This window comes from Rhizobium sp. PP-CC-3G-465 (assembly GCF_004343445.1).
Taxonomy (GTDB): Bacteria; Pseudomonadota; Alphaproteobacteria; order Rhizobiales; family Rhizobiaceae; genus Ferranicluibacter; species Ferranicluibacter rubi.
Genome location: NZ_SLYH01000015.1, coordinates 21,244 through 40,844, shown reverse-complemented (window position 1 = coordinate 40,844; position 19,601 = coordinate 21,244). Strand labels below are relative to the sequence as shown.

Sequence of the window (19,601 nt, the reverse complement as noted above, 5' to 3'; positions counted from 1 at the left end):
CAGCCTGAGAATCGCATTTCCATGAATCGCAGTCAAGAGTCTTTGGCGCCAGTTTGGTGAGCGGATTTCCTTTGCCCTTAGAAAGGTGAGAGGAAAATGCAAATAGGAAATGTTACGACGCCATTCGGGCGGCGGCCGATGACGCTTGCCTTGGTGAAGGCTCAGCTTTCGACGGCAAACATCAAGGGGGGTAAGTCCGTCGACAAGTGGAAAGTTTATCGCAGCGCATGCGAGGCAAGAACGATACTCGGTCTGCGTGACCGTGCTCTTGCTGTTTTAAATGCCTTGCTGACATTCTACCCAGAACAAGAGCTGAGCGAAGAGAGTAATCTCGTCGTCTTTCCATCAAACGCGCAACTGGCGATCCGAGCGAACGGGATCGCAGGAACGACGCTACGCGAAAACCTTGCTATCCTTGTCGAGGCTGGGCTTATCCAGAGGAATGACAGTCCGAACGGCAAACGTTACGCTCGGAAAGGAAACGACGGTGCGATCGAAACCGCCTACGGTTTCAGCCTCGCGCCGCTCCTTGCCCGCGCAGAAGAACTCGCAATCATGGCTCACCAGGTCGCCGAGGAGAGCAGGCGGCTGCGCGTCATGAAAGAGCGCATCACGATAACCCGCCGAGATATCCGTAAGCTCATCAGCGCTGCCGTGGAAGAAGGCGCGGCAGGAAATTGGCAAGCTGTCGAAGACGCACTCGTGTCCGCGATTGTTCGTCTCAAGGCGGCAAAGACAGCAGCGGCCCTCGAAGCTTGCCTCGACGAACTAACGTTGCTAAGCGATGAAGCTATCAACATGCTGGAAAACCAGCTTATTTCTACAGAATCCGACACCAGTGCCAGCGGAAATCGTCATCACATACAGAGTTCAAATACCGAAAACTTAGATGAACTTGAACCTCGCTCCGGAAATGAGCATGGCGAGAGAATGGTGCCAAAACGGAGATCGGCTGCCGAACCGATAAAGGCTTTTCCGTTGGGTATGGTGCTGCGGGCTTGCCCACAGATATCGGATTACGCAACAGGTGGCGCAATCTCTCATTGGCGAGAGCTGATGACCGCCGCAGTGGTGGTGCGAACCACACTGGGGGTCAGCCCGTCGGCCTACCAAGAGGCCTGCGAGGCGATGGGACCCGAGAACGCCGCGGTCGCAATGGCCTGCGTGCTAGAGCGGGCCGGGCACATCAAGTCACCAGGGGGGTACCTGCGTGACCTGACAAGGCGGACTAAGAGAGGTGAATTCTCGCTTGGGCCGATGCTGATGGCATTGCTTCGGACGCAGGAGGTAGATAGCCGCAAGTCTGCATGAGCTACGAACACAATTATCAAAACTCAGCGGCTGCCACGGCGGTACTTCCCAAATAAGATCCGGTGATCGGTTGCCAGCCGTACAAAGCACAGATTTGTTAAAGAGAAACATAGAGATGAGACGTTCCGTGCACTTCGCGAACCGGTTCTGTGGGTATAACAGCAAGCGAGTTCGCCATGTCAGCAATGTGGGCAATTACATGAGCCACCCCGGAAAGCCTCAATTAGATTACTGTGAGTTTGCGAGAGCCCGGTGCAGGCATTCGAGTGCCACTTGAAGGTTGCATTCCTTCCTGCAACAATCGGCAATCGGCAATCGGCCGACGGGGGCTTGGTAAATGACGATCGTTTACATTCATGGCGTCAAGGTCCGTGATGCCCGCCAGGGTCTGGAACTTGAAAAGCCGTTCAGTCGCTGGCTGCAGCCTAAGCTGGAGGTCAACGGAGCAAAAGTCGGCTATGAGCCTGTTTTTTGGGGTGACAAGGCCGCTAAGTTTCGTTGGAATCTTAATTCTAGACCAGAGACTGCTCTCCTCGGAATGGGAGCTGACATCCCTTACGCCGGCCTTGGGTCTCTTCGCAGCGCAGGGACTTCATCCCCTCTCGATACCAGGAGGCCGGATGCACTATTGGGACCTGTGCTCGGTGGAAATCAGACGACAGGCAACGGTACTTTTCCTCCACTTGTCTCTATCCCCAGGGGCAATCGAGCCGATTTTCTCGCAGACCTCTTTCTTGTAATTTATCCAAGAAAGAGCGGCAGCGATCTTATTGTGGATTTCCCAGAATTCGGCTCGCTTGCTGACGCTGCAGCGGCCGTAGCCGACGATTGGGATGAGATTGTTACTCGAAACAACACTGACGCGAATCGCCTTCGCGCGCTCATGACGGCGATCGAGCAACGGTTACACGCGTCGGAGATCATCGGCATGGGCGGTATGGCGGATTGGTTAAGCAGGGCGGGCGAGACGATGCGCCGGGCTGCGAATTGGCCACTGGATGCCGTTTCAACAGTGTTCGCAGAATTGAGGCCGACGCTAAATGAATTCGTGGCCTACTTCATTGGCGATGTTCTAACCTATCTCAACGAAAGAGGCTCGGCGGAAGCTCCGGGCGAAATACCTCGGAGCGTTCTCCGCGCACTTCGGATCGCTCACAATAGGAAGAAGCAGACGGGGGAGAAGATTGTCGTCGTGACCCACTCAATGGGTGGGCAACTTTTTTACGATGCAGTGACATATTTTTGTGTGAATGACCCGGCTTTGAAAGACCTCGTCGTCGATCACTGGATTTCGTGCGGTTCACAAGTTTCTTTCTTTGCAGAGCTGCGCCTTCACCATAATCAGCCGGATGTGGAAGCCCCGGACAAATTGCAGCGCCCCTCAAATGTCTCTGCGTGGACGAATTTTTACGACACCAACGACTTAGTCGGCTTCAGAATGGACGCTGTATTCAACGGTGTGACGGACAGGGCTTATGACACCGGCTACGGTCTAGCTTTTGCTCACACGGGCTTCCTTGCGCGACCGAGCTTCTTCAAGATGATTTCCAATTCGCTGTGAAGCGAAGAACACGAATAGAGATCTTCATGCTTTATAAAGACGCCGAGAGTCGTGGAAGTTGGACCGATGGCGAGGCCGCCGGAAATGGCGCCCACGTGATGATCGTAGGGGTCAGTCATTATCCACATCTTGCAAATGGCAGCGTCAGTGAGCTCGCGCCGGATAATGGTGGCCTAGGCCAGCTGGAAGCCTCCGCACTGACCGCTGCGAAGATCTTTGCGGCGCTGAACGCGATGGGTTCGATCGCCGGGTGCAAAATTAAAACCTGCAGGATTTGCCTCTCACCGTCGCAAACGGAGCAAGAGGAGGTCGACGTGCTCACGGAAGGCCACTTTAGCGGGGGGGGCTTCGAGGAGGTACGGAACGCAATCCTGGGATGGGGCACCGACATCCACCGCGGTGGCCGCAAAAAAGGCGAAAATGTCGCCGTCTTCTTCTTTTCCGGTCATGGGGTGGAGCACCTCGGGGCGCCGGCTCTTCTGGTCGGTGACATACTGAACCCAGACAATACAAATAGAAATAATCTTGCGATTTCCCATGACGGCTTGGTCCGTGCGGTGAAGACTCTCGGCGTTGACCGAGGCTTGTTTCTTATCGACGCGTGCCGAGACGCACCGGAAATTGCCAAACGCCTTCGGATCGTAGGTCAACCCATCCTTGATCCAGATGCTGACCAGTCAAAGTCGCCGGAAGCGATGCTAAGCCTGCTATCTACCCGACAGCTCTTCCAATCCTATCAGGTTCGTGGGGCTCGGCAGACCTTGTTTGGACAGGCGCTGCTAGAAGCGTTAGAAGGCCAACCGCCAACGTTTTTGCCGTATGACGCACAAACAGATCCACTTTTGCTTAGGTTCGGCAAGCTTGAGAGCCACGTGAAACAGCGCGTACGAGAGCTGCTTGCCGAGCAAACAGCGAGCAAGCTTCAGCCTGTTTCGCCCGCTGGCGACCCCTATGACGGGGAAATGCTGGTTGCTGAAAAAGCACTCCCAGGAAGTCCCCAGCCTTCCCGCGACGATCCGGAAAAAACGCGTTCATTCAACAGCCTTGTAGCCTCCAGACGTAAACGTCTTGCCGAGGGTTTTAGTCATACAACCGTCGATGTAATCGCGGCCTTGCGCGACGGCCCGGCCGGCACAAACGATCTCGCAAATTATGCAATGATGCATGAAATCTTCCAGCACGAGGATGTGACGCTGCCTTGGATTGATGGCATCACGATCTCGGATGTCGAGTCGGGGATGGAAATTGACCACGCTTCACTCGTCTTAGTGGAGGGAAGAACCAAGGCGACCCACGATCGAGTAAGTGCCTGGATTGACATTTCGATCAAGCCAGACGCAGGCAAGGCGGTATGGATCAGCGCGAAGGGCTCGGACGACAGCCGTATTACGGTCGCGGTCCCTCGCGATCTCGATGTCGATATCCCGGTTCGTCTGGACGTCGAACTCTGCCGGGATGGGGGTGGAGCGTGGATCGTTGAATCCATGTTTGCCTGGTTAGGTAAAGCACGTGACCGAGATAGCCCATGGTTACCACTGCGGGAAGTTCAGGACGCAGAGCTTCTATCTGACCTAGGGAGTGCGGGCCGTATTGCATCAAGGCGTAAAGTTCTGGAAATGACGTTGTTTGACAAGCGCCGTTCACCCGTAGCAGCCGCTGTCGCTGCATCGACCTTACTGCGGAGTAATTATCTGATCGACCTCCACGACTGGCCGAGGAACCTTGCAGATCGTTTCGGGTGGCTACCTGACGGAAACGTACTCTGGGCGGAAACGCTAATCCGCCGAAGGAATGCCATACACGGGCGCTACGGACCGGAAAAGTTCTCAACCCTAGAACTGTCAAGAACGCCAGAATTGACTGAGGCACGCGAATACTTTTCCCGGCTTGCCGACCGCGGAATGCCGTTGCTAGCGGCGAGTATGCAGTTTGCCATAGGGCAGCTTCCGCTATGGCGGAGCTTGCTCGAGAACTACATTTTGTCTTCCGCCGAGCAGCAGGCGCTAGCTGACAGCTGCGAGCTTATCGAGCGATCGGCGCAGTCTCTGGTCTCCGGAAGCCTTTTTGCAGGATTCGTTCTGGCCGACAATTCGCTCAATCCCGGCGAAATTTTGGGACGCAGAAAGCCTCGTCAGAGGATCCAGCAAATGGCTGCCGAGTAGATGGGTGATTAGCGACTGACCGGATTGAAGCAATCCTTAATCTTAGCCTTTTCCGACGGTCCACCCCATCGGAAATCGCAACGCTTGATCCGTGTCTTTAATAGCAGGGGTGAAGGTGATTTTAAGGAGGTGTGCTGGAACAATAAGCTCCGTCGAAACGAAATCGAGGAATTCACTTCGGTCCATCGGGAGATAATGAGGCTCGCCGCTACTGCTCTCCCATGCATCATCCTCTGGCCTCAGGACATTGACGCCGCCAACATACACGGCATCGATTATCGTCTTGCCGGCCGACGTTTTGGTGGCAGCTGTTACAGCGAGCTCATGCCCTTTTCCAGGCAAGGCATAGAACTCTGCTCTCGCTGCGGTCAAGGCTTCAGCGATGAACTCAAAGCTCTCCTTTAAAGCGACATGTCGTTGCAACTCGAACAGCTCATTGAAATACCGGTCTTTGATTTTAGGTCGTAGAGCTCCCTTGCTGTCAAAAAAGATCTCGAACAGCATACCGTCCAAGATCGCCTTCCGCTTATCCTTTGCATACCTCGCGGTACCGCTTGCGAAATCATTTATGAAGGCTATAGCCGAATGGGATGATCCACACGCCGCCTGATATAAGTTGCGACCAATCACGAAGAGATTGGTCTTCGACATTTTGGTTGTCGTTTCAGGTGTCAGGAGCTCGACCGCAGGGTTTTGCCTGTACCAATCGTGCGACTTGAGACCCTTGATGATCTGATGAGACTTCTTCGCGGCGTCGATCAAGAACAACTCATCGGCAAGTGCGGTGCCATCGTATTCGTCGATCATGCGACTCAGACTGAGATTGAAGTAAAATTCGGCTGAGAGCGATGTATGTTCCCATGACGTCTGCTTTCCACCCGAAGCAGCGGCAACTTCGTTGCGGACACGTTTGAACATAGCTTCGATCGAGCAGTCTTCTGTGTCTATGTGCTGTAGCAAAGCCGCTGTATAGGTGCCATTTCTTCCTTTTCCGTCGAAGGCGACCTCACCAGGAGACGTTGCGAAGCCAATGATCGTTCCTTTCGGCGCATAAACAGAAGCCAGTCCTCTTGCGCCGGGCGCTCGATGCCACCGTCGTTCCCAGGGATTTTTCCGGCACGCATCCAAGATTATGATTTTCGTCGCAGCCGTTGAATTGGCCATGACGTCAACCACCTTATCGAGCGAAAGGGATGTGTGCCGCGCATCAACCTCGGATTCCATGTCTGTATCAAGCGCGAGCAGGTAATTGATGCCCTCGATCTGGATGCCATGTCCTGCAAAAAAGAAGAGTCCCACGTCATGGGTATTTAGCGTTTCTCGGAATTCCTTGAGCCGCTTGTCCATGTTGCGAGCGGTGCAGTCAGTCGCAACGATTGTTTCAAAACCATAAGAGATCAGTTTATTCGCCATGTCCTGCGCATCATGAACCGGATTAGCCAGATCGTTGTCATCGGGGTAATCAGCGTTGCCTATGAGCAAAGCCGTCATTTTGCGCGTCATTACGTTCTCCTTCGGGATGAGCAGGGTTCCGTAGATTATGTGCGGTAACGTTGTCTTGCGATAAAATGGCTGCGGTCGGAGAAAGTAGGGTAAGACTACGGTTTTTAGACCTTACAAAGAATTGAAATGTTATCAAAAATTGCATCGGGTTCGTACGCCCTTCCAGCGGGCATTGTAATTCTTGTATCGCTGATTTTCCTCGGCTGCTCGTACCACCAAAATTTGTCACACCCTTCGCTGTGGATTTACTACGGCTATCTGTCGCTAAGCGCTGTCGGTATAATATGTCTCGACCTTGCACGTCGTAAATTCAACTCTTCCAGCCGTAGAGCGCAAGCTCGTTTTGGTCGAGCGTGGAGGGCTATCGGTCTGTGCTGGCATGTCCTTGGGACAGTTGTTGCTACGACTGCGGCTCTCTGGAGCACAGGTGCGCAAAATCTTGTGACCTCTGGGGATCTCGTCCGAGACCTCCATCTCTCATTCGCTTTGAATCTCTCGTTTCTCGTTGCTGCTCAGTTGGCGGTCGCGTCACTTATAACCCAATCTATTCAGTTTTTCAGGGTTCGCTTCGTCCAAGCTTGGATGGCTTCAAAAAAACGGAGAGTTGGCTTACTTGCCTTCTTCGCCTTTTTCATACCGAGCGTGCTTTTTACTTTGTTTGTTCCCTCTGTCTCGTACAAAATGGTGCGCTTTACGACTACGGAAATACCTAGCCCAGCGTGGGTAGTATTGATCGGTTCTATCGCAGCAGCGCTTCTAATTATTAGCTCCGCATAGCAATCAGGGCGTTTGATTGGCGAGCGAGATACGGGCACGCCTCGGAATCACGGCCATTAACTGAGGAGCTTCGCCGCCCTTCCGCTGCGCGCAGTAGCGTTGTTGTAGTAGCTCGACGCCTGTTGCACCGATCGGTGGCGGGATTGGTCCATAGCCTCGACGAGCGGGATACCCCGATTGGCTGCTTCCGTCAGGTAGCCAGAGCGCAACCCGTGCGCCGAAAACTCCCCGCTCTCCAACCCAGCCATCCCGGCCCGCTGCTTCAGGATCGCATTGACCGACTGCGGATCTATCGCCCGCCGCGACACCGTCTTCCATCGCCCGATCGCCCGAAACACGCTCCCGCTCTCGATCTTCGCAGCCGCCATCCAGGCATTCAACGCTTCCACCGGCCGGCCGGTCAGATAGGCGACGTCATCCTGCTCGCCGGAGGTGGTCTTGGTGCGGCCGAGATGGATGGCGAGAGAGGGGAGGGCCATCAGGCATCTCGATCGGCGGCTCGACCGTCAGCTGTTCGCGGCTCAGCCCGGCGATCTCGCTGCGCCGGCGGCCACCGGAGGCAAACGCGACCATCAGGATCGCGCGGTCGCGCAGATCGCGCAGGCTGTCGCTCGCGCAGGTCGCCAGCAGTTTTGCCAGCACGTCACCGGTGACCGCCTTGGCGCTCTTGCGAAGACGTTGTCTAGGCGCGGCTCGGATCGCTAGGCGAATGGCTGACTTGAGGGCAGGGGAGGCGAAGGCGCCGTCGAGGCCACGCCATTTCGTCAGCGTCGACCAGTTGGTCAGACGCCGGCGCACTGTCGCTGGCGCATGCGGGCCGACGGATCTGAGAAACCCTTGGATCCGAAGGTTTTCGTCGACGTCGGCCGGCATCCCGTGATCGGAATCGATCTCCCGCCGTTGCGGATCCCAGAGGTGATGGGCGACGAATTTCAACAGCAGGGCCTCGGGCGCCGGCCAAGGCAGCGATTTGCCTGTGACGGCCAATCCCCAGGCCTCCAGATAGGCGAGATCCGAGGTTAGTGCGCGCAGCGTGCTGCCGCCCATGCCCTGGTTGACGAGATGACGCAGCGTCTCGACGTCGTGGTCTGTGAGCAGCTCGGCAAGGTCGTCGCGGCGCTCGATCGGCAGCACGGCGGCGATGGTGTCCAGTTCCTCGGCGCGACGCTCGACGGCGGTCAGTGAAGTCTTGGCTTTGGCCGCAGGCGTCCAAAAATTACGGTTTTCGGCGGCCTCCAGGGCCGTGATTTGCCCCGATTCTTTCCGATTTGCGGGCGCAGATCAACAACCATCGATAAATGATTGTTATCGATAGTTGCTCCATCTGCGAAGCATGCAATTAATGAGCAGGGACTTGTGGATACTTTCCGGATAGGGCGCTGAGCCAGACTCCACAGTGCCAATTTAGCAGATCGATAAATGCCGTGATGGCACCAATCTTCGCCCCGCGCCCATACACATAAAAAAAGCGCGCTACAGTAGCGCGCTTAGCATTCGAAAGTCATTCAGTGCATTACCAGCCAACTGGATATCCGCGAACCTCAGTGTGGATCCAACCTACGGGATAGTTTGTCATTTTCATTCTGTGGAACTCCTTTGATTCGAGGGCACTGAGGGAACATATCACATCAGAGCTTGCTCCAGAATTAATACGTTGTCCGGGCACATTCAAGGACCCAGAACTTTTGCGAACCAATTATCTGCGATCATCCGGCAAGTCAAAGTCAAACTTCTCGCATCGAGTGAAGCCGCAATTTTTCATTGAAAACAGATAAGATCCCATGCATCTATAGGTTCCACAGGACTAGGCTGACTTCGACAGAGGTCGTTGCAAGAAGCACTCAGAATTCCATAAACTGCAAAAGCGGATGAGGGGACACATGGCGCGCATTTATCATGCGGAGCTTGGCGAGGTTAATAACTATCTTGATAGTCATGACAAAGCGAAGAGATATCAGGAATATCAGGACGCGATCCTGAACAAGCTTCGTGAATTTGCCGAACAGCCTGAGCTGTCGAACCGAATTCACGATGTGATTTCGCGAGCCTCCTCTCCGCACGAGCCTCTTAAAAGCCGTAAAAAAATAGCTTTGAAACTGCGAAAATGGAGGAAGACAAATCTTAAGGCCAAAGTTTCGGATGTTCATGACATCGCTGGGCTAACGATCTCATGTCCTTACCCATCCGACGTTGAGATTGTCCAAAAATACATTCTTGATAATAGCGACAAATACAAAACAATATTTTCGGTAAAAAGCTGCCGAGAAATCGATCGATCGGACTACCGGGCGTACCACTTCGAACTTCATGGAAAAGGAAAATTTATCTCCTGCAAAGCCGAAATGCAGGTCAAGACAGTGTTTGCCAAAAGCTGGGGATTAAAGACCCACGATCTTACATACAAGCCGCCAGGCGATATTGACGCGCGGCTGCAGATGCATATCGACAAGCTTGGCCATATTCTGAAAATCGTTGATGATCAAAGCGAGATCGTCAAAGATCTTATCGAGCAGGCTTGGACGCTCGACAAGAAGCGCCGCGATGCAGCACAGAGAAGTTTGCTTAGTTCCTTCGGTCCCGGTATCAACTCAGAACTTGAAACAATTCTGGATCGATGGAAGGACATCGAAAAAGAAATCGTCACGGCACCAGTCAATAGCGACACGATCATGGAGTTTGACCATTTATTGACCGAGTACGTCGAGAAAAATGGAACCAGCCACGAATTCTGCCGCTTGGCCTGTCTCTATGCGTTATCTCGACCGTCGAGAGATCGAAACGACTTTGCCCTAGGTCTCATTGACGATTGGATTGACACGATACCAGTCACCGATAAATCCTACAGAAATGCCCAAGTTTTTCTATGCAACGCTCTTATGTCCTTAAGTGAATATGAAGAATGCATAGATCGGTCCAAGGCAATTGTTAAGATTGCGGAGTCAGAGCCGGCGGCATCTGACCCCCTTCTTGCGGCAAAATTGAACCACGCATATTATCTGTCCGAGGCGTTTTACCATAGGGCTTTTGATGAACCGGTAGGTGCAGGAGAGAAGGACACCGAAGAAACCGTTCAATGCGGACAGGAAGCGCTCGCGCTCGTCGCGGACTGGCGGAGCAAAATCGAAGCGTCGCCGAAAAGAGACCAACTGATGGATACCTTGGGGGCCGTTCTCATTTCGTGCGGGGAGACAGAAGCGCAGGTGAGAGAAGGCCTTGACATATGTCGAGATGCTTTGGCATCGTCACGTGGGAAGGCGGGTCATGAAGCCATTTCGACATTCTTCTCTTTGCATGAACGCCGTGCCTTCGTCCGCCTGCTTCAATTCGAGTGAGTTTGATGCTTTAGGATGATCGAACATCAAGCTGCGATTGGAACCCCTATGTTCGGACGATTGCACCTTTTGATCTAGAGACCTGCGGATTTAGTCAGGTTGACCTTAAATCTATCGCGTCGGCGCTGATATTTGCGGGTCATCTCTGCGGACGCATGCCCCAGTTGCTTTTGGACATGCCGCTCATCGACTTCGGCAGAAGAAGCAAGGCCAGCACGAAGGGAATGACCGGAGAACTTAAACGCACGCTCGATCTCGCTGAGGTCACCGCGAACGCCGGCCGCCATAGCGGCACGCTTCACCAGCCGAGCGACTTCCTTGTCATTCAGCCGTTCTGGCCCAACTGCTCTGCCTTGTCCCGTCACGCGACGGAAGAGGGGACCGTGCGCAAGCTTGGCGAACTTGACCCAGGTTTCGACTGCCGCGATCGGGCAGGTGGCGTCTGAAGAACCGCGGCCAATTTCGACTTCCCGCCATCCAGTTTTACCGCGCAGGGTGACGAGCATTCCCTTGTCGAGGATTTCGATCCAGCCGTGCCCATCTTCGGTCTGGTCCGGCTTTAGATCAAGGCCAACGATCTCGGAACGGCGAAGACCACCGGCAAAACCGATGAGCAACATGGCACGGTCGCGCAGGCCGCGCAGCGAACCGCGGTCGAGCGTTTCGACCATGGCGATGATATCCTCAGCCATGACCGCCTCCTTCTGCACCGGCGGCCTGGCATGGCTGTTGCGAATGCCGGCCATAACGGTTGCGATGTGCCGGTCCCTACGATCGAGGGCGAGCCCGCGCTGCGCATAATTCCATGATAGGGAGGAAAGGCGGCGCTCGATTGTGGAAACGGAATTGGCCTTGGCTCCTCTCGCGGCCGTGCCGGAAGCGCAGGCGGTAATATAGAGCCCAACGGTTTGCGGATGCGGAGGGAGGGGAGTGAGGCCGGATCGGCGCCACCACGCACAAAAGTGCTTCCAGTCCGAGGCATAGGCTTTGCGCGTGTTTGCGGAACTGGCGGCCTCGACGTAGCCCCGGGCGCGATCAGCAAGGCTGGCAAGATGGGCGGGCGTCTGGTCCTGAACTGCAAGAAAGGGGAGGGGGCTTCCCCCCGACACCTGCTTCGCGGAAATATCATGCTCAGCCGCCGTGCTGAGAGACGGGGCTGAGGTCTCCTCGACGCGATTTTCGCTGTTTTGCTCGATGATTTGGGCCATTTCTATATAATGACAATAATGTCCGATAATGCTCCGCATAGTCCAAGAAGGTTCGCGACCCACCGTCTGCTTGGTGCGGAAAGCGGACGTTTGCCTTCGGCGGCGCGCTGTCTGATATGGGGCCGCAACCTGTCAGGCTGCTTGTGGTGACGAAGCTGGTGAAGCAGACATCCGGCTTCAACCTGAGCAATGTCACTCCCTGCCCGAAGCGGCCATCTGTTGGTAACGGGCTCGCTGCAGCGCAGCTTCCAGAAAGCAGACATTTATTCACCGCCAAAGCAGACTCTTAGCCCTTTGAAAACCTACAAGATTTTCTCGGGAGTGTAGGCGCCAAACAACTGATCCTAGGCGAAGCAATAGAACCGTCTAAACGCGACCACTTTCGAATGTCGGGAAGGCGCTGGAAACATTTACAAGCAGGCATTTGCCTAGTCTTCGATCCGCTGTTACCTCTTGCCATAGCCAAGGGAGCGAAAGAGATGTTTCCACCATCAGTCAAAAACTCCAGCCTGTGGAGCAGTGCATTCGTTGATCAGTCGGATTACAAAGACGACATTCAGCGGCTTGTATCTTCTCTAACCCGCATGAGATCGAAAGCCGATCAGCTTTCGTCAATGGTACGCACAGATTTTCCTGACCTAACTGCACATGAGGTTTCCCATCTGGATGCGTTATGGGAGGTGGGGAGTACGATCTGTGGACCAAACTACCCATTCAATCCACTCGAAGGCTTCATTCTCGGTGCTGCCATTTTGTTGCACGACACCGCACTTAGTTTCACAGCGTATGAGGGTGGTGCTGATAAACTTCGCGAGACCACTGTCTGGAAAGATAACTATAGTTTTTATCACAAATCCAATCGACGCGGGAATGATGAAGCTGCGCGAAACAACGCGGATTTCGCAACTGTACGTTATCTTCACGCATCTGAATGTCAAGATTTGGCGGTGAGAGAATGGCGTAGGGACGAGCGCAACGGCGAGTACCTAATTGATGATTCACATTTAAGGAATCACTATGGGGAGATGATCGGAGCAATCGCTGGATCTCATCATTGGGACATTGACGATGTGACCAACGATTTCAAGGAACAGGTAAATCCGACCGGCGAACTTCCGTCATCTTGGGTCGTTCATCCTCTAAAACTGGCATGTATACTGCGTTGTGCTGATGCCGGTCATATCGATGGTAGGAGAGCTCCAGATTTCCTACTGTCAGTTCTAGCTCGCAACCGCGTCTCTCAAGATCACTGGCTTGCGCAGAACTACCTGAGCAGGTTGTGCGAATATCAGGCAGATCGCTCAGGGCAAACACTATCGATCAATTCTACCAGGCCGTTCAATCCCTCAGAGGCATCTGCTTGGTGGGTGGCGAAAGAAGCCGTTGATGTTCTATCGAAAGAAATCCGCCAGTGTAATAACGCCCTAGCTGAATATGATCGCCCAAACGCTCCCGTATTTAAACACAATTCTGTCTACGGAGCCCAAGACACCGAGAGTTTGACCGCAGTCGTCAAAACGAAGGGTTGGCACCCAACGGAGGCGAAAGTAAGAATTGGAAACGTTGAGTCCGTTGTAACCCAGCTGGGGGGGGCTCAACTATATAACGAACAGACAGAATTTGGCGTTGTTCTAAGAGAGCTTATTCAGAACGCGAGAGATGCAATCTTTGCGCGTCAGGCCATTGAGCCAACATTCAAGAATGGAGCGATTAAAGTCTCGCTTGAAGAAGTAAAAAATAATTGGGTCTTGGTAGTTAAAGATAACGGCGTGGGTATGTCCGAGTCTACATTGACTGGACATCTGCTAGACTTCGGTTCAAGTTTCTGGAAATCACAACTGGTGCAATCTGAATGGCCTGGGTTGCTTTCCTCAAACTTTCAATCTTCAGGTAGATTTGGAATTGGTTTTTTTTCCATCTTCATGATTGCCAAATCTGTAACAGTATCATCACGGAGGTTCTCGTCGGACATCACTAGTTTTAGGACATTGGAGTTTAAGAATGGTATGACATTGCGCCCGCTTCTTTCGTCATCGCTGCCTCCCAATGTAAGCACCGATCTTTCCACCCGCGTTGCTGTCGAGCTTAACGATGTATCAATCAACCAGTCAGGTGAAGTTCTGCTGTTTAAAAATCGATCCAAGGGTCGTCTTACTGTTCCGTTTCCAGATTTCTTGAGCGCCACAGCGGCCCTTGTCGATGTCCCGGTGTACTACCTCAAAGAAGGCAATCCGGAATTATTGCTTCCAAGCATGCCAGATCAGTCAGATGATAGTGCGATTGTGCTTGAATGGATTTCTGCACTGAATGCTCACGAACACGGAGAAAAGATTAGCGAGCACATTGATCTAGAACGCGATCTAACACGCATCCGAAACATATATGACAACGATGTGCAGGTCGGTTTGGCAGCATTGGACGTGGGTTACCGTCAAGGAGACTACTACTCTCACGGAATGGTGGGTATCTCGGGGCTTATTTCTCTCGATGATGGGCGAAACAGCAACATCATCGGAGCAGTGAGCGTGCCGCCGTCTGGTGCGGCACGTGGTACCCGTGCCGACAACTGGATTCGCGCAATTTCGCCCGAGTCGGCAGAGGCTTGGTTGCCCGAACAAGTTGGGTTGCTGGCTGAAATGGATATTCACCTAAGAGACATCCAAAACACCATACAGCATGTTGTTAGGTGGGGATTTGATGCATATCCGATTTGGAAAGAGAATCAGTTCATGTTGGATGGTGAAATTCATCTGGTAAAGAACTTTGATTTATTACACTTCGTTAATAAACGACCGGTTCTATTTGATATGCGTGGCGGCTATCTTGAAAATCGAAAAAGAATTGAAGAGCATGCTTGGTTGGGACCCTCGCTCTATAAAAGAAATTTTAGTAACGAAATTCTCTATTTGAATCAGTTCACAATTTTGTCTGGGGATGATTATTGGAATGCAAATTATTCCGACCCTGATTTGGCCAGCCAAAACTGTCTTATTGGGTACTTTGAGAGATATATCCAGTCAGAAGGCTGTAAGTCTCGATGGGAGGAGATCACCAGATCGATAGTAGATGAGGACGGCAAAGTGCAAAAAGTACTTTACCTCACACTTAATATTGAGCGATAGATGCGCGCATGCTGAAGGGCACACTCAATCAGGTTGATCGACGTTTGGATGGCTGTTCCTGTCAAGAAAGTCAGCTTTGTGCCTCGGGTCTGGGATCGTTTGCTGTTGTAGCGAAGTTCCGCTTCCCGCCCTTTATGGACAACAACGCGGTGCGCAGCGAATGACCGCTTTCGGGAATAGAATACTAGCATGCCGATGACAGGAATGAAGGCGCTTTCCCGCCGAAGACGCCTTTCGGCCCAATGCAGTCATCGCTCGGCTCGTCACAAAGCAGGAGGCAGCAAGGCATTACTCAATAGAATACTGCTCTCAAGCCGCCAATCGGAAGCCAGGCACTCGAACGTGTTGTCGCGAAGATAGAAGAGAAAGTGTCGCTTCTCCGGTGTCAACCGCGTGACTTTTTGCCAATCAATAGGTCCGAGTAGTTGGTCGTCATCACCAAGCAGCTCGTAAAATTCGCCCCACCCCGGGGCGGTTTTGCCGTAGCGGCACTGTCCAGCATACCAGCCCTCATCGTTCGTGGCTCCCAGACGCCACATTGAGCATTCTTCAAATGTAAGGACGCGCCTCTCTCCTTCATTCGCTTCGTATATCCATGGATTGAGGAAAAACTCCAGGCGCACTGTAGTACCGCTGACTGCCACCACTTCGTGAGGAGCATTTGGCTCCGCGTTCCATGTTTCGTTCAAGCGCATGAAGGTTGGTTTCGACATGGTCGTATGCTTTGTCCGATGTTAGAGCTTTCTTGCCGAGCCGATATATCGCGATATCAGTAATTGGGTGCAAACCGGCAACGTGCCCTTTGGTTTATTCGCTTTTCGGGTGCTTAAGCCGCTGCGATGCGTCTGTGTTCAAGCCTATCGCGCACCAAGGGCAAAAGGCAATAACAAGTTTTTCGGATCGCTTGTTGCCCGTCAGGATCGAAAATACCCCATGCTCTTCGACAATCGACCGGTTCGCTTTCGCGCTGGTTGCATAAGCGATATGTACACAAGGAAAATTATCAACGTGCAAGCTTTTTCTGATCGAGATATACCACCCGATATCAGTCCAAATGTTGGGATAAATTGCAATTAAACGCCCAATTTTAGTCGGTAAATTTAGTCGGGACGAAAAATTCTCGGAGACTATCGCATCTTTAATTTCTTCATCTGAATGCCGATCGAGTAGTTTGAAGAGATCACGAAGTTGGATCGGAAAAGAGGCTGCTTTCAGTCCTGGCATCAAACCACACCTTATTTATCTTCCGCCTCAGCGACTGCTATTGGGTGCGAAGCGGACATTGCTTATGGCGCCTGCAATGGATGATAGGTTGAGCTGTTAGTTTGACCGGTGGATGCAATTGGCAGGCATGGCCTCTGTCCGCTTATGGCGCGGAACCCGTATCCAAGTAGCTCCTATAGCGAAACTCCCAGTCACCAATGCCATCAATCTTGAGCATGGTAGTGTCATGGTTCATGCCAATTTCGCCATCGCATTCTGCTTTAAGGAAGTTGTCCAGGGCAGTTAGATCAAAGCTTGGCATAAAAATTACGTTGCGACCGCTTGTGACCGCAGCGCCCCGCTCACGAAAGAACCATGACGGCGTACAAATCAACACCGTAAACGCATCACTTCCACGATCGTTGCCAATGTAGAAGTCCGCCCAACAACCGAAATCTGTGAGATCTTCGGGTTGCCAGTTGTCGTGGTTGTGAAAATAGAAGCCTTTGTATCTCAGAGTCATGTTGCACCGACAGACGGACGAATAGCCAGGCGACGATTAATAGGTCAGCTCAAACTAGCTGTAAATCTTATGTTCGCAACCGGCAGATTTCGTTGAAAAACTCGCTGGAATGTATGCTCATCCGCCCTTTTCTGCCTTTGTGAGAGCGGGTTTGCAGGTCCGCCTCGCGCCGAAGCGCGAGATATCAATTTATGCCGCTCTCAAGCGGCAATGACGCCGTGTCGTGGCCTGAGTTTGGCCAGCCTCCTGAGGTTTTTTGCGGTTGCTGCAAGGAGGAATTCGTCTCGGGCACCGCGCGGTCCTCGAAGTCTCAAACGTGCCATCCGTAGGATGCGCTTGAGGGGTGCAAAGAGCATCTCGACCTTCTTTCGACGGTGCCGTGACTGTACGTATCATCAACGATCGATGACGCCGCAACACAGGCCAAGGACAGGAGACGAATCCCTTGTTGTCAAGCCTGCCGGCGACACCGTGCTGCAGCGGTCGCTCGCCTTCTATGACGCCGTCGGCAAAGTCCTGGCACGGGAGAGCCGCCCATGAGCGCCACCCTCGACCCCATTCCATCCATGATCGACCGTATTCGCCATGATCTCGTCGGTCTGAAGATGCCGCGCGCACTGGAAGCACTCGACCATGTCGTTCGCCGCCTCGAGCACGGTGAGCTATCTGCCCTCGAGGCTATCGATATCCTGCTGTCCGAGGAACTGCCCCTGCGCGAGAACAGCCGCATCAAGACCGCCTTAAGAATGGGGAGGTTGGCGACGATCAAAACCCTTGCCGGTTTCGACTTCACCTTCCAACCTTCCCTCGACCGAGATCGCATCTTCACCCTGGCCCAGCTTGGCTTCGTCGATCGACACGAGGCCGTGCATTTCCTCGGCCCACCTGGAACCGGCAAGAGTCATCTTGCCACGGCGCTCGGCGTCGAAGCCGTCAAAGCTGGAAAGAGCGTCTACTTCACGAACCTTGCCGACCTCATCGGTGCGCTGGCCCGTTCCGAACGTGAGGGTCGGCTTCAGGAGCGCATTCGCTTCTTCTGCAGGCCAAGCCTGCTCATCGTTGACGAGATCGGATATTTACCGGTCGTCCAGGGCGGCGGCAATCTGTTCTTCCAACTCGTCAACGCCCGATATGAACGAGGTGCGATGATCCTGACATCAAACCGCGGCTTCGCTGAATGGGGCGATGTCTTCGGCGATCCAGTTGTCGCCACCGCGCTTCTCGACAGACTGCTGCATCACGCCGTCGTCGTGCAAATCGAGGGGTCGAGTTACCGATTGCGCCAGCATGCCGAACTGATGCCGGAACATGTTCGCTCCAAAGCCCTCATTGCTCCGCCCGCATTCGCTCCACCTCAAAAGCCACGCGGGCGCCCGCCGAAAAATCCCCAATTCTCCCTGGCATCCACGTCGGCGTAAATGGGGAATTTTACTTCGGCTTCTGGGGAAAATTCACGCGGCATTGACACCAGCTTTAACGCTCCATCGTCGCCCGCAATCTGGATCGCTTCGCGGGGTGGATCGCGTTGCTGCGGACACAACTCGACGGGCTTTGGCAGAGGCTCGAAAGAGCGATCGGCCTGATGAGCGAGAAGCCGAAGTCGGTCAGAGCGAGCAGGAGCAGAAGTCAGCCGAATAGTCAGGATTCACACCCGAGCAGCGCGACAGGTTGCTCGGAAGAGGGCGGGATCAAGCAGGAAAAGACCGGTCCGGCATGGATGAACGAGAGAGGTAGAATTAACACGTAATTAAAGAACATCTACAAGATGGGGCTATCAGTTATGCCTTGTATCAAGGAATTGTGTTAATATATCTACAAATGCATCAACTGCATCTTGCCCCTTCAGTTCAATGGGCAGGATTTGGATTACTAAAGTTGTCCAACCGAACGGCCCATCACATTGCGGATATTCTTCTAAGAGCCACTCTCGAAATCCGTCTAAAATGGAGGGGTCACTTGCCGCATCAAATCCACCAACAAGCCCAAAAACTTGGTCTAAGTTGTCGTCCGCGACATACATGCCACGACGGGACAGAACTCTGCGGAAATTTTCAATATTGTTTTTCTTCATTTCAGAAGCCAAAGTCTATAGCGTCATGGTATCGAAATTGAGATTTATAATCCTGTATAGGCATACCGTTACGTGGGCCAAAAGCGTCATAAACACGCCCATCTTTGACTACTACTTCATGATGGTACCAACCCGGATTAGCGCCCTTATACTGACCCAAAAAGCGTCCCTCCATTGGAGCAATTCTATGAATTGTTCCACCGATAGATTTCTGTATATCGAGCGCGCATTTCTCGCATCCAGTCCAGTTTTTAGGATCAAAAATATTTCTGTTAGCTAACTTACCAGGAATTTCTGCTTTCGTGCTGAGAACATTTTTTCCCAGCCTTTCTTACTGCCGGGAACACCCGTCATAGCGCCTATAGTGCCGCTCGCAGCACCATTCTTGAAGGCCTCTTTGAGGTCTTCCCCGATAAGCTCTCGTGTCGTTTTGCCTATGCGGCTTTCATAGTCTTCGGCTTTTCTATCGGCAAAATCGCTAAGAGGCTCGGGGGCACCATTCTCGCGGAGCTGATTTGCGTCATTCCTCATCTCCTGAGCGGCGGAGGCATTATCTCTGTCTCTTGTGGCCGAATCCGAAAACCAGTCTCCAAATATGTGGCCGTTAGAATCGCTCTTATTGACTGGATCATTTCCGGAATAGGCATAGCGGTTCGTGCCGACACCCTCGATCGTCGGGTCCCAGGTATCGGGCGAGATGAACCGCGCATGTGCGGCAGGAGCAAGCGACACGGACAGCATGCCGCAAACGAGCAGCAGACTGAGAATGCGGGTCAGAAACAAGCCGGAAAAGCACTTCATGAACAAGTCCCCACGCAAATCAAATCG

14 protein-coding genes and 2 pseudogenes are annotated in these 19,601 nt (G+C 53.0%); 7 read left to right on the top strand and 9 right to left on the bottom strand.

From position 1 onward, the window contains the following. Positions 1-96: 96 nt before the first annotated feature. The 3 genes from repC (at position 97) to C8J33_RS24005 (ending at position 5,034) form a co-directional block, all read left to right on the top strand. Positions 97-1,311, top strand: coding sequence for a plasmid replication protein RepC (gene repC / locus C8J33_RS24015; protein ID WP_132665615.1), 1,215 nt, complete (start codon positions 97-99; stop codon positions 1,309-1,311). 337 nt (positions 1,312-1,648) lie between these two features. Then, positions 1,649-2,872 carry a hypothetical protein gene (locus C8J33_RS24010; protein ID WP_132665614.1) on the top strand — a complete coding sequence of 408 codons (1,224 nt, stop codon included), beginning with the start codon at positions 1,649-1,651 and terminating at the stop codon, positions 2,870-2,872. Between the two features lie 26 nt (positions 2,873-2,898). Then, positions 2,899-5,034, top strand: coding sequence for a caspase family protein (locus C8J33_RS24005; protein ID WP_132665613.1), 2,136 nt, complete (start codon positions 2,899-2,901; stop codon positions 5,032-5,034). A gap of 42 nt (positions 5,035-5,076) precedes the next feature. Here C8J33_RS24005 and C8J33_RS24000 read toward each other — a convergent pair whose 3' ends face one another. Further along, positions 5,077-6,537 carry a caspase family protein gene (locus C8J33_RS24000; protein ID WP_132665612.1) on the bottom strand — a complete coding sequence of 487 codons (1,461 nt, stop codon included), beginning with the start codon at positions 6,535-6,537 and terminating at the stop codon, positions 5,077-5,079. A gap of 833 nt (positions 6,538-7,370) precedes the next feature. Then, positions 7,371-8,361 (bottom strand): annotated as a pseudogene (locus tag C8J33_RS23995) (site-specific integrase). A gap of 833 nt (positions 8,362-9,194) precedes the next feature. Here C8J33_RS23995 and C8J33_RS23990 point away from each other — a divergent pair. Next, positions 9,195-10,646 (top strand): RelA/SpoT domain-containing protein, encoded by a 1,452-nt coding sequence (locus tag C8J33_RS23990; RefSeq protein ID WP_165929879.1) that lies wholly within the window; start codon positions 9,195-9,197, stop codon positions 10,644-10,646. 74 nt (positions 10,647-10,720) lie between these two features. Here C8J33_RS23990 and C8J33_RS23985 read toward each other — a convergent pair whose 3' ends face one another. Continuing rightward, on the bottom strand, positions 10,721-11,854 hold the full coding sequence (locus tag C8J33_RS23985) for a site-specific integrase (RefSeq protein WP_132665610.1): 1,134 nt from the start codon (positions 11,852-11,854) through the stop codon (positions 10,721-10,723). 386 nt (positions 11,855-12,240) lie between these two features. On the opposite strand from C8J33_RS23985, the gene C8J33_RS23980 reads away from it, so the two are divergent. Continuing rightward, positions 12,241-14,976, top strand: coding sequence for an HD domain-containing protein (locus C8J33_RS23980; RefSeq protein ID WP_132665609.1), 2,736 nt, complete (start codon positions 12,241-12,243; stop codon positions 14,974-14,976). Positions 14,977-14,984: 8 nt separating this feature from the next. Then, a complete protein-coding gene (locus C8J33_RS27175; RefSeq protein WP_165929878.1) occupies positions 14,985-15,140 on the top strand; it encodes a hypothetical protein in 156 nt (51 codons plus the stop codon). A 99-nt stretch (positions 15,141-15,239) separates the two neighbouring features. On the opposite strand, the gene C8J33_RS23975 is transcribed toward C8J33_RS27175, so the two are convergent. The 4 genes and pseudogenes from C8J33_RS23975 to C8J33_RS23960 form a co-directional block, all read right to left on the bottom strand. After that, positions 15,240-15,689, bottom strand: a complete 450-nt coding sequence (locus C8J33_RS23975) for a hypothetical protein (protein ID WP_132665608.1) — start codon at positions 15,687-15,689, stop codon at positions 15,240-15,242. A gap of 94 nt (positions 15,690-15,783) precedes the next feature. Continuing rightward, the gene (locus tag C8J33_RS23970) at positions 15,784-16,200 is read right to left on the bottom strand and encodes a hypothetical protein (RefSeq protein ID WP_132665607.1); all 417 of its coding nucleotides are present in this window, start codon (positions 16,198-16,200) and stop codon (positions 15,784-15,786) included. 142 nt (positions 16,201-16,342) lie between these two features. After that, the gene (locus C8J33_RS23965; RefSeq protein WP_132665606.1) at positions 16,343-16,702 is read right to left on the bottom strand and encodes an Imm8 family immunity protein; all 360 of its coding nucleotides are present in this window, start codon (positions 16,700-16,702) and stop codon (positions 16,343-16,345) included. 200 nt (positions 16,703-16,902) lie between these two features. Next, a pseudogene (locus tag C8J33_RS23960) lies at positions 16,903-17,085 on the bottom strand (transposase); the annotation flags it as partial. A 153-nt stretch (positions 17,086-17,238) separates the two neighbouring features. Between C8J33_RS23960 and istB the strand changes: the two are divergent. Continuing rightward, on the top strand, positions 17,239-18,120 hold the full coding sequence (gene istB, locus C8J33_RS23950; protein WP_132665605.1) for an IS21-like element ISRel3 family helper ATPase IstB: 882 nt from the start codon (positions 17,239-17,241) through the stop codon (positions 18,118-18,120). 356 nt (positions 18,121-18,476) lie between these two features. Here the strand turns inward: istB and C8J33_RS23945 are convergent, their stop codons facing one another. Together C8J33_RS23945 and C8J33_RS23940 are read right to left on the bottom strand one after the other, a co-directional pair. Then, complete coding sequence (locus C8J33_RS23945; RefSeq protein WP_132665604.1) at positions 18,477-18,773, bottom strand: hypothetical protein; 297 nt, start codon at positions 18,771-18,773, stop codon at positions 18,477-18,479. 276 nt (positions 18,774-19,049) lie between these two features. Then, positions 19,050-19,574 (bottom strand): hypothetical protein, encoded by a 525-nt coding sequence (locus C8J33_RS23940; RefSeq protein ID WP_132665603.1) that lies wholly within the window; start codon positions 19,572-19,574, stop codon positions 19,050-19,052. Positions 19,575-19,601 lie beyond the last annotated feature (27 nt).